At 76.6% G+C, this 9368-nt stretch carries 8 protein-coding genes; 1 reads left to right on the top strand and 7 read right to left on the bottom strand.

Translation table 11 applies throughout. The features are described from left to right. Window positions 1–91: 91 nt before the first annotated feature. Window positions 92–901: an NAD(P)H-binding protein gene (locus ACFY1T_RS34375; protein WP_390791677.1), complete on the bottom strand. Its 810-nt coding sequence runs from the start codon at window positions 899–901 to the stop codon at window positions 92–94. An 85-nt stretch (window positions 902–986) separates the two neighbouring features. On the opposite strand from ACFY1T_RS34375, the gene ACFY1T_RS34370 reads away from it, so the two are divergent. Further along, entirely contained in the window at window positions 987–1400 is a 414-nt protein-coding gene (locus ACFY1T_RS34370; RefSeq protein WP_030864746.1) for a helix-turn-helix domain-containing protein, read from the top strand. Between the two features lie 45 nt (window positions 1401–1445). On the opposite strand, the gene ACFY1T_RS34365 is transcribed toward ACFY1T_RS34370, so the two are convergent. From ACFY1T_RS34365 to ACFY1T_RS34340, 6 genes are all read right to left on the bottom strand, one after another. Continuing rightward, entirely contained in the window at window positions 1446–1877 is a 432-nt protein-coding gene (locus ACFY1T_RS34365; RefSeq protein ID WP_390791676.1) for a hypothetical protein, read from the bottom strand. A gap of 46 nt (window positions 1878–1923) precedes the next feature. Next, window positions 1924–2976 (bottom strand): zinc-dependent alcohol dehydrogenase family protein, encoded by a 1053-nt coding sequence (locus tag ACFY1T_RS34360; RefSeq protein WP_390791675.1) that lies wholly within the window; start codon window positions 2974–2976, stop codon window positions 1924–1926. A gap of 59 nt (window positions 2977–3035) precedes the next feature. Beyond that, complete coding sequence (locus ACFY1T_RS34355) at window positions 3036–3890, bottom strand: DMT family transporter (RefSeq protein ID WP_390791674.1); 855 nt, start codon at window positions 3888–3890, stop codon at window positions 3036–3038. A gap of 90 nt (window positions 3891–3980) precedes the next feature. Next, window positions 3981–4784 carry a RimK family alpha-L-glutamate ligase gene (locus ACFY1T_RS34350; protein ID WP_390791673.1) on the bottom strand — a complete coding sequence of 268 codons (804 nt, stop codon included), beginning with the start codon at window positions 4782–4784 and terminating at the stop codon, window positions 3981–3983. Continuing rightward, on the bottom strand, window positions 4781–5734 hold the full coding sequence (locus tag ACFY1T_RS34345; protein ID WP_390791672.1) for a RimK family alpha-L-glutamate ligase: 954 nt from the start codon (window positions 5732–5734) through the stop codon (window positions 4781–4783). The genes ACFY1T_RS34350 and ACFY1T_RS34345 overlap by 4 nt, the downstream gene beginning before the upstream one ends. A 130-nt stretch (window positions 5735–5864) precedes the next feature. Further along, window positions 5865–9245, bottom strand: coding sequence for a hypothetical protein (locus ACFY1T_RS34340; protein WP_390791671.1), 3381 nt, complete (start codon window positions 9243–9245; stop codon window positions 5865–5867). Window positions 9246–9368: the final 123 nt, after the last annotated feature.

The raw sequence follows: 9368 nt of genomic DNA, 5'->3' as shown, positions 1-9368 counted from the left end.
CCTGCCTTCGGCGGGGGGACCCCCACGTCCGCCTTGCGATCCACGGCGCCCACCACCGCTCCCTGATCCGGCCTGATCGACAAGACACCCCCTAGAGGGCCGCCGCGATGGCCGGGCGGGGGGCGCGTCCCAGGAGCCGGCGCAGGTCACCGGTGGTGTCGGACAGGAATCCGGCGGCGACGGCGGAGTACGTGCCCACCAGCATCGGCACCTGGAAGGGTTCGGCGCCCGATGCGGCGACGCGCGCACGGGCCCCGGCGAGCGTCCCGGGCTCGTACGTGACGTGCGGCCCGTGGGCGCGGGCCAGATCGGCGCCGCCGAGGGCCTGTTCGCCGACGAGCTCGTAGACGCGTCCCGCATGGGCGGGGGCCTCCACCGCCACGCGTGCCGCGACGTCGGCCAGATCCGCGCGTGCGACGGCCGCCAGCCGGCCCTCGCCGAGCGGTGCCGTGATCCGGCCGTCCTCGGAGGGCGCCGCGATCGCGGCGAGCAACTCCGCGTAGAGGCCGTTGCGCAGGACCGTCCAGCGCAGGGCGCTCTCCCGGAGCCTGCGCTCGGTCCAGCGGTGCGGCAGGGCGTACGGGAGGTGATCGCCGGCGGCGGTCAGGCTCGTGTAGACGACCTGCCCGACACCGGCCTTCTCGGCGGCCTCGACGGCGGCGCCGTGCCGGGCGATGACGGCGTCGTCCTCTCCGTAGCCGGCGGAGACCAGCAGCAGCACGTCCACGCCCGCGAATCCCTCGACGAGGGTGCCGGGGTCGTCGAAGTCGATGCGGCGGACCGGCAGCGAGGACCGGAGCCCGCGCGGATCGCGGGTTCCGAGGACGGTGTCGCCGCGGCCGGACAGCCGTTCGGCGATCAGCGAGCCCAGGGCGCCGGTGGCGCCGGTAACCAAGATCATCAGAGTCTTCCCGTTCCGGTAGGTTCTCTTCGGTAACCGGGCTCATCCTGCGGGTTCGCCCCGAAGGGCGTAAGGAGGCACTTGCATGTCAGCAGGGCACACGGCGGTAACCACCCCACCCGTCGTCAGCTGCGGCGACGAGCACGAGGACTGCGGGATCCGTGACGTGCTCGACCGGATCGGCGACAAGTGGTCGGTCCTGGTCGTCGTCGAACTGGCCCAGGGCATGCGCCGGTTCCGACAGCTTCAGCGCGCCGTGCCCGGCATATCGCAGCGGATGCTCACGCTCACCGTGCGGCGGCTGGAGCGCGACGGCCTGATCACCAGGACCGTGCACCCGACGGTGCCCCCGCAGGTCGAGTACGAACTCACCCCGACGGGCCACAGCCTCACGCACCTGGTGAAGGCCCTAGCCGACTGGTCGGCGGAACACCGCGACGCCATCGGGCGAGCCCGCCGTGACTGGGACGCCGCGCATCCCGACGCCGGTATCCGCTGACCCGGCGCCTCCGCGAGCCCCGAAGGACGCTCCCTGGGACACCCCCTAGGGGAGCGGTGCGATGGTGTAGGTCGGGATCGAGGGGTCCTTGAGATCGGGCTTCCACGGCGTCCAGTCCGGCGTCGGGACGTGCTTCGGCGCCGGCGGGGGATTGGAGCCGTGGTACGGGTTCTGCGGGATCTGCGAGGCGCGCGACGGCGGCGGGGACTTCGGGCGGGCGCCGGGGGTGGCCGTCGGGTCCGGGGCCCCGGCCGGCGCTGCGGAGGCGGCGGCGGAGGTGGCGGCGGCGGGCGTGGCCGTGGGCGGCGCCACGGTCGGCGAGGCCGTCGCCGTCGGTCCGGCGCCCGTACCCGGCGCCGGCGAACCGGACTTCTCCGGTGCCGGGGACGTGCCGCCGGAACAGCCGCCGAGCAGCAGGCCGCCCGCCAGCAGCGCGGTCACGGACATCGGCACTCTGCCGTAAGGGCTGACGCCCACCGGCCACCTCCTGGAACACGAACCGTCAATGCGCGCAGAGCGTAGCTCAGACCTGCGGGGAGGCTCCCGGCAGGATGATCGTGACCCCGCGCCCGGGCGCCGTGCCCATCGCGGCCAGGGCCGCGGGGGCCGCGTCCAGGGCGATCGTCGAGGTGACCAGCCGGTCGGGGCGCAGGGCGCCGGACCGCACCAGCTCCATCATCGGCGGGTACGCGTGCGCGGCCATCCCGTGGCTGCCCAGGACCTCCAACTCCCAGCCGATCACCCGCTCCATCGGCAGGACCGTTTCCCCCGCCGCTGCCGGCAGCAGCCCGACCTGTACGTGCCGCCCCCGCCGGCGCAGGCCCGCCACCGAGGCCGCCGCGGTCTGCGGCGAGCCCAGCGCGTCGAGCGACAGGTGCGCGCCGCCGCCGGTCAGCTCCCGTACGGCCTCGGCGGTACCGCCCGCCCGCGCGTCCACGCAGTGCGCCGCCCCGAACTCCCGCGCCAGCTCCAGCGCCCCCGGCGCCGTGTCCACCGCGACCACCCGCGCCCCGGCCGCCACGGCGACCATCACGGCCGACAGTCCCACCCCGCCGCACCCGTGCACGGCGACCCACTCGCCCGGCGCCGCCCGCCCCCGGGCGACCACGGCCCGGAACGCCGTCGCGAAGCGGCAGCCCAGGGCGGCGGCCGTCGCGTACGAGAGCTCCTGCGGCACGGCCACGAGATTGACGTCCGCGTGCTCCAGGGCCACGTACCGTGCGAAGGACCCCCAGTGAGTGAACCCGGGCTGCGTCTGCCGCGCGCACACCTGCTGCTCGCCGGCCGCGCAGTCGGCGCAGCTCCCGCAGGCGCACACGAACGGCACGGTGACCCGGTCCCCGGCCCGCCAGCCCACCACCGCGGAGCCCACCGCCTCCACCACACCGGCGAGTTCGTGCCCGGGCACGTGCGGCAGCACGATGTCCGGATCGTGCCCCATCCACCCGTGCCAGTCGCTGCGGCACAGCCCCGTCGCCTCGACGCGCACCACCACCCCGCCCGGGGACGGGCTCGGATCGGGCACCTCGCGGACCTCGGCCTGCCGCCCGTACCGCTCGAACACCACCGCGCGCATGGGAACCGCCCTCCACTCGACTGCCCGCCCGCACGCTACCCCCGCGGGGCGGCGCCGCGTCAGGGGGCGCCCGTACCGGCCCGTGCGAGGGCGACCACGCCCACGCAGACCAGCGCCACGCCCAGCAGCTGGGGCAGCACCCACCAGCCCGTCCGCAGGTGCTCCTCGTACAGGACCACGCCCAGTGCCACGCTGACGCTCGCGTCGCCCAGTGTCAGCGCGGGCTGCGAGGCGACCAGCGGGCCGCCCTGCATGGCGTGTTCGAGCAGCAGCAGGGCGCAGATGCCGGTCGCGCCGAAGGCGTACGTCTGCCACGCGGTCAGGAACCCGATGATGCCGTGCTCGGTCAGCACGAACACGGAATGCTTCATCAGGGCGGCCGTGATCGCGTAGCAGACGGCGGTGGCCGCGCCGAGGCAGCCGGCCCGGGCGCGCCCCGGCGGGCGGCGCAGCCCGGCCACCGCCAAGGCGGCGACGACGGCCGCGCACGCCAGGAGGGCCGGGATCCACCGGTCGGCCGGGACGTGCGTCCGGTTCCCGGTAGGGGAGGCCGCGGCCATGGCCACCCCGAGCCCGGCCACGACCCCCGCCACGGCCAGCCACAGCGCCCCCGGCAGCCGCCGGCGGGTCAGCAGCGAGGCGATCAGGAGCGCGAGCGGCAGCTCCAGTACGAACAGCGGCTGTACGAGGACCAGTGCGCCGTTCGCCAGCGCCGCGGCCTGCCCCACCCCGGCCGCGATCACCGCCAGGATGCCGGCGACCCACACGGGCCGCCGCAGCAGATCGAGGACCAGCCCGAAACGGAAGCCCTTGCTCTGCGGCACGGTGAGCGCGGCCCGCCGCTGGAGCACGGTGGCCAGCGCGTTGCTGAGCGCCGCGAACAGCGCGAAGAAGACCGGCAGTACGACGCCCATCCGCCGATCCTCACGGCGCCCGCTCCGGCTCCGGCCCGCCGACACGCCCGGTGGGGCGGATTCCCCCTGTCCGGTCCCCGGACGAGGGGGTCAGCGAGGAGCCGCGGCCCGGTCCAGGGCGAGGGCCGCCAGGGCCTCCGGGGCGCCGGCCTGGCCCCGGATCCCGGGGAAGGCGTTGACGTCCACGATGAGCGGGGCGCCGTCGCCCGTGTCGATGAGGTCCACTCCGTAGACGTCGAGCGAGAACACCTCGCCGGTGCGGCGGACCACGTCGGCCCAGCCGGGCGGCAGTTCGGCCGGGGCGAGCGGCCGCGTCGGACCCCGGCCCGCCGGTGCGAGTTCGGAGCGGCGCAGGGCGGCGAACACCCGGTCGCCGATGGCCCACAGCTTGTGGTCCCAGCCGCTGTTGGGCGCGAACTCCTGCACCACGACCGGCTCCTGCGGCCAGGCGCCCGCGAGCTCGCGCAGCCGGTCGCCGTCGTCGACCCGGGCGACCAGGTCGTGCCGGCGGCTGTGCCGGCTCTTGACCACCAGGGGCGAACCGCCGAGCGGCGCGCCGGCCGCCCAGGCGGCCAGCGAATCGTACGTACGCGTGCCCGCGAACGGCAGACCGCCGCTCAGGGCCAGCTCCGCCATCCGCGTGCGGTCCTGGCAGAGCGCGGTGGCCGCCGCCGAGTTCACGACCGGGGCCCCGCGCCGCTCCAGCTCCCGCGCGAGGTCCAGCGCCCGCGGCGTCCGCGCCTTCAGCAGGTACACGTCGGCCAGGTCGCCCGGGGCCGTGTCCGCCGCACCCGGGTCCAGCGACTCCACCCGGTGCCCGTCGGCTTCGAGCAGCGCCCTCGCGGCGGCGAGCAGCGGATGGCCGGGCTCCGGGGTGACCAGGCAGATCCTCACAGGGCGGCCTCGCCGGCGCGTGCGGCCGCCGGCGCCACCGCGGCGGGCGCCACGGGGGCCGGCGCCGCGGTCGCCTGCGCCGGGATCGCCAGGGGCAGTCCGCGGGCCGGCGGACGGCAGGCCGAAGCCGCCGCCGGGCCGCCCGCCCGGGCCAGGCCCAGCACGGCCCGTCCCACCCGGGCCGCGGCGTCCGGGACCTGACGGAAGCTCGGGAAGTCGTTCACGTCCACCACCACCGGTCCGTCGGGACCCAGCAGCACGTCCACCCCGTACAGGTCGAGCCCGTACACGGCCCCCACCTGCGCGGCGATCGCGGCCACCTCGGCCGACAGCGGCACGCGCCGCTCCCGCACCGCGGGATCCGGGTGCAGGGGCGAGCAGCGCTCGGTGGCGAAGAGCTCCCCGCCGACCGCGTACACCTTGATGTCGGTGCCCGAATTGGCCACGTACGGCTGGGCGATGAGCATGTGCTCCCCGGCCAGCTCCGGGAGCAGGGCTTCGAGATCCCCGGGCGCGGACACCAGGTGCACGCCCCGCCCGGAGCTGCCGTCCGCGGGCTTCACGACGAGCGGGTACTCCGCCTCCGGTATCTCGCGCAGCAGCTCCGGCCGCGCCACGGCGTACGTCGCGGGCATCGGGAGCCCCCCGGTCCGGCCGATGGCGGCGGCCAGCGCCTTGTCCCGTACGCCCCGGATCGAGCGGGCGTCGTTGACGGTGGTCATGCCGGCCGCGGCCGCGGCTTCGAGCAGGGTCAGCCCCGGCCCGCCGGACACGGTCTTGAGCACCCAGGCGTCGTGCGCGCCCGAGGCCACCACCTCGCCCATGCGCAGCAGCGAGCCGCCCGGCCGCACCACGTCCACCTGGTGTCCCCATGCGGTCAGCTGCCGGATCACCTCGTTCGGCATGCCGTCGTGGCGGTAGTGCTCCTCCACCAGGAAGCAGAGCCTCATCGACCTTCCCCATATTCCCCGGACGTCCGCCGATCCCGTCCGGCGAGTTGTGACGTCACAGGATGTCATGGAGTGCAATGTGATGATCGGTCCGGTTGGGGGTGGTGCCCGCGCCACCGCCTGCCGCCGGTCACTCGCGGTGCGTGAACGCCGCCAGCGCCGCGTCCCGTACCTCCTGCTCCGGGTGGCGCCTCAGCTTCAGCAGCACCTCGCGCCACTGCGGCGGCCAGTCGCAGCGCCGGCCCATGGCCGCGGTCAGAGCGGCGGCGAACAGCCCCCGCACCGGAGCGCCGTCCTGCGCCAGTTCGCGTACGGCCTCCAGCACCACGGCGGGGTCCCGGACCCGGTCGCCGTGCCAGTTCCCCTCGCGCAGCGCCTCCGCCGTCGAAGCGGCCAGCCCGGGCCGGCCCTCATGGGCCTCGGCCAGGGCGTCCAGGGCCGCACGCAGCTCGGGCAGGCCCGCGCGCAGGTCCACCGAGCGCCGCAGCAGCGCCACGCGCTCCACGGCCAGGGCCGGTTCACCGGCGAGCTGCCGAAGCACGGCCGCACGCAGCCCGTGGTGCTCCTGCGCGACGATCCGGCTCAGGAACCGCACCCGCTGAAGAGCCGGCAGGTCCCGCTCGGCCTCGGCTTCCGCGTCGTCACCGGAGCGCACGGTGGCCAACAGCCCCTCCACGGCACGGTGGAACTGGCTCCCGGGCTCACCGCCGCCGACGGGGTGCGCCAGCCCCGAAGCCGCGATCCTCTCCAGGGCCGCCGCCGCGTTCTTCCACCCGGGGGAGTCCTCCAGATCGCAGACGGCCCGCCGTACGGCGTCCGCCGCCTCGGGCGCGTACGCGACCCAGTCCGGCAGCGCGGTGACCGCATGCGCGGCCACGGACCGGTGGGAGGACGCGGCCAGGAGCGCCACCAGCCGGGCGTAGCGCGGCCGGTGCTGCCGCGCCACCCCCAGCGCCGGGGTGCGCGCGATCACCGCGGCGGCCTCCACGGTTCCGCTCGCCGCGGCCGTCTCCAACAGGGGCCACACCTCCCCGGTCGACAGGAGCCCGATCGCCAGGCTCACCGCCGCGGTCACCACATCGGGGTGGCTGTCCTCGTCGGCGGCGATGCGCGCCAGCAGCGCCACGGCCCGCCGGGGCGGCAGGAACCGCACGGTCAGCCGGACCGCCTCCTTGCGGCTGGTCACCTTGACCCCCGAGGACGCCCCCAACAGCCCGTCCAGCAGCTCCGCGAGCCGCGTCGGCGGGGTCGCGGCCGCCGCCCGCCCGGCGGCGTACACGGCGACGCGGGCCCGGTCCCCGCCCGCGAGCGAGAGCAGGTCGGGCAGGACCGCGGCGGGCTCCACCGTCCGGGCCGAGGCGGCGAGCGCGCTCTCCGCGAGCCGCGTGTCCGCCGAGCGCGCGTGCCGTCGTACGAGCTCCAGCCCGTGGTCGGGGATGTGCGCCGCGGCCCGCAGGATCTCCGACCGCTCGTACACCGCCCTGGACTCGTCGCCGACGGCGACCTCGGCCAGCCACGCCGCCTCCTCCTGCTGGCGGGGCACCCACAGGGGCGCCCGGTCGAACCGGGGGAGCGGCCGCGCCGCCCCTTCGCGCAGGAACCGGCCGTACGGCGGGCGGGCGGCGAGTACGCGGTCCAGCAGATCGGTGCGGTGCGCCGACAGCACCTCCACCACGGGAGCCAGCGCGGCCGCCGAAGGTTCCTGCTCCAGCAGCGCGGCCACGCGTTCGCCGCGCGTGCGCGGGTCGGCCAGCCAGACCTGGGCGAACTGCGTGAACAGCCCGTCGGAGCAGCGCGTCCGGACCTCGTCGAGCATCCGCTGGAGCTCCGGCAGCCGGTGGCCGCGGTCGCCGAGGGCGGACGCGAGCGTGACCAGCGCCCCGTACTCGCGCCGGGCCGCGCGCGTGTCGAGCCAGGGGCGCAGCGCCTCGAAGACCTGCCGCTCCCGGCCGCGCGGGAGCTCCTCACGGTATCCGCCCTGCACGAGGCGGCCGGTGCGGACGGTCAGCTCGTGGAGGGTGCGCAGCGCCCAGTCGAGCAGGACGGAGGAGGGGGCCGGGGTCGCCAGTACCGCGAACACCAGGCGTTCCAGGGCCTCGCGGGTCTCGGCGGAGCAGTCGCGGGCCTCGACGGCGTCCAGGGCGATCCGCTCCAGGCAGACGACCGACTCCTCGGCGGCCAGCAGCGGCACCGGCACCCGGGCCAGCGCCGTGAGCGCGGCGGCGCGGACGGGATCGCGGTCGTTGCGCAGCCGCCCCGCCGCCAGTTCGAGCACCTCGCCCAGCGCTTCGGCGTCGCGCGCGCGGACCGCGTTCTCGACGAGCCGGGGCCAGGCCGTGCGGCGGACGTCGGCGTCGGACCGCCGCGTCGCGGCGAGGAGTTCGGGCCGGGCCTCGGCGACCGGAAGCCGCGAGACCGCCGCGAGGAGCCGCTCGTCCGGCCACGCCTCACGGCGGGCGCGGTCCACTTCGCGCCGCGCCTCGGCCTGACGGCGCTCGTGCGGAAGCACGGCCAGGACGGGGTCGGCGGGGGTCCCGCCCGGAGCGGGGGTGTGCGCGGTGGCCGTGTCGTGGAAGGCCTCGCGCCTGCTCGGGGGCAGCGCCTTCAGCAGCGCGGCCAGGTACGCGGGTCGATCCGCCCAACGTCGCCCGAGGACGGGCAGGGACGGGGGATCGGCCCGGACGAGCTGTCGCAGCCGGCTGGACGGCGGGAGGTACTCCTGGTACCCGGTCGGCCGCTCGGGCGCGGTCAGCCAGCGTACGAACCGCTCCGCGTCGGCGGCGATCAGGTGGCGGACCCCGCCCTCCAGGGGCCGGGGCAGCCGGGCCGGCCCGTACCGCTCCAGCAGGTCGAGCACGCGCTCCGGCGCGGCGGGCAGGGCCGCGGCGACTCCCGCCGCCCGGTGCAGCCACCAGCCGGGGCGCAGGTTCTCCGGCAGCTCCGCCAGCTCGGCCGCCGCCTGCTCCAGCACCGGGCCGGGGTGGCAGCGCCCCAGCCGGACCCGGTGCGTGACGGCGTCGGCCATCTCGGGCAGCAGCCGGGAGACGAACTCCGGGCCGCAGGCGGGGAGCAGGGCGGCCGCCTCGCGGTCACCCCACTCGGCCCGCACGAGGGGCACCAGGCGCTGGGCGAGGTCCCGGCGCGAGCCGCGGAAGACGGCGTGCGTCAACTCCGCGCGGATCGCGGCGCAGGCGTCGTCGTACGCCGCTTCGATCGCCTCGTCCGGTACGGGCAGCGTACGGACGGCCCGGTGGGCGTAGGACCGGACCACCGGGTCCGGGTCGGCCAGCCGCCGCGCCAGGTACTCGGTCTGCCGCCCCGCGAGGGCCGCCAGCGCGGCCAGCCGCCGCTCGTGGCGGCCCCGCCCGGCCAGCCCGTCCGGCCCGTCGAGCACACCGCTCAGCTCGCCGGTGCGGGCGAGGTCGCGGGCGGTGGTGGCGAGCAGCCGCAGCCGGGCGGCGTGCGGGAGCGGATCGAGTTCGGCGAGCAACTGTTCGACAGAGTGTGGCATCGGGCCAGTGTGCCGAGCGGGGCGGACCGGGAGAAAGCGATTTCGTCGAGGCCGCGGCCGAGACCGCGGCCGAGACCGCGGCCGCGTGCGGCGGGGGCCGGGCGTCCGTGACCACGGATGCCC

This window comes from Streptomyces sp. NPDC001194 (assembly GCF_042896985.1).
Classification (GTDB): domain Bacteria; phylum Actinomycetota; class Actinomycetes; order Streptomycetales; family Streptomycetaceae; genus Streptomyces.
Note: the sequence above shows the minus strand (reverse complement) of the source record. Positions and strands in the feature narration are given on the sequence as shown.

What these genes read in the sequence shown, in the direction of transcription:
- ACFY1T_RS34355 (WP_390791674.1), bottom strand. Translation starts at nt 3,890, where the DNA reads ATGGGCGTCGTACTGCCGGTCTTCTTCGCGCTGTTCGCGGCGCTCAGC.
- ACFY1T_RS34375 (WP_390791677.1), bottom strand. Translation starts at nt 901, where the DNA reads ATGATCTTGGTTACCGGCGCCACCGGCGCCCTGGGCTCGCTGATCGCC.
- ACFY1T_RS34340 (WP_390791671.1), bottom strand. Translation starts at nt 9,245, where the DNA reads ATGCCACACTCTGTCGAACAGTTGCTCGCCGAACTCGATCCGCTCCCG.
- ACFY1T_RS34360 (WP_390791675.1), bottom strand. Translation starts at nt 2,976, where the DNA reads ATGCGCGCGGTGGTGTTCGAGCGGTACGGGCGGCAGGCCGAGGTCCGC.
- ACFY1T_RS34345 (WP_390791672.1), bottom strand. Translation starts at nt 5,734, where the DNA reads ATGAGGCTCTGCTTCCTGGTGGAGGAGCACTACCGCCACGACGGCATG.
- ACFY1T_RS34370 (WP_030864746.1), top strand. Translation starts at nt 987, where the DNA reads ATGTCAGCAGGGCACACGGCGGTAACCACCCCACCCGTCGTCAGCTGC.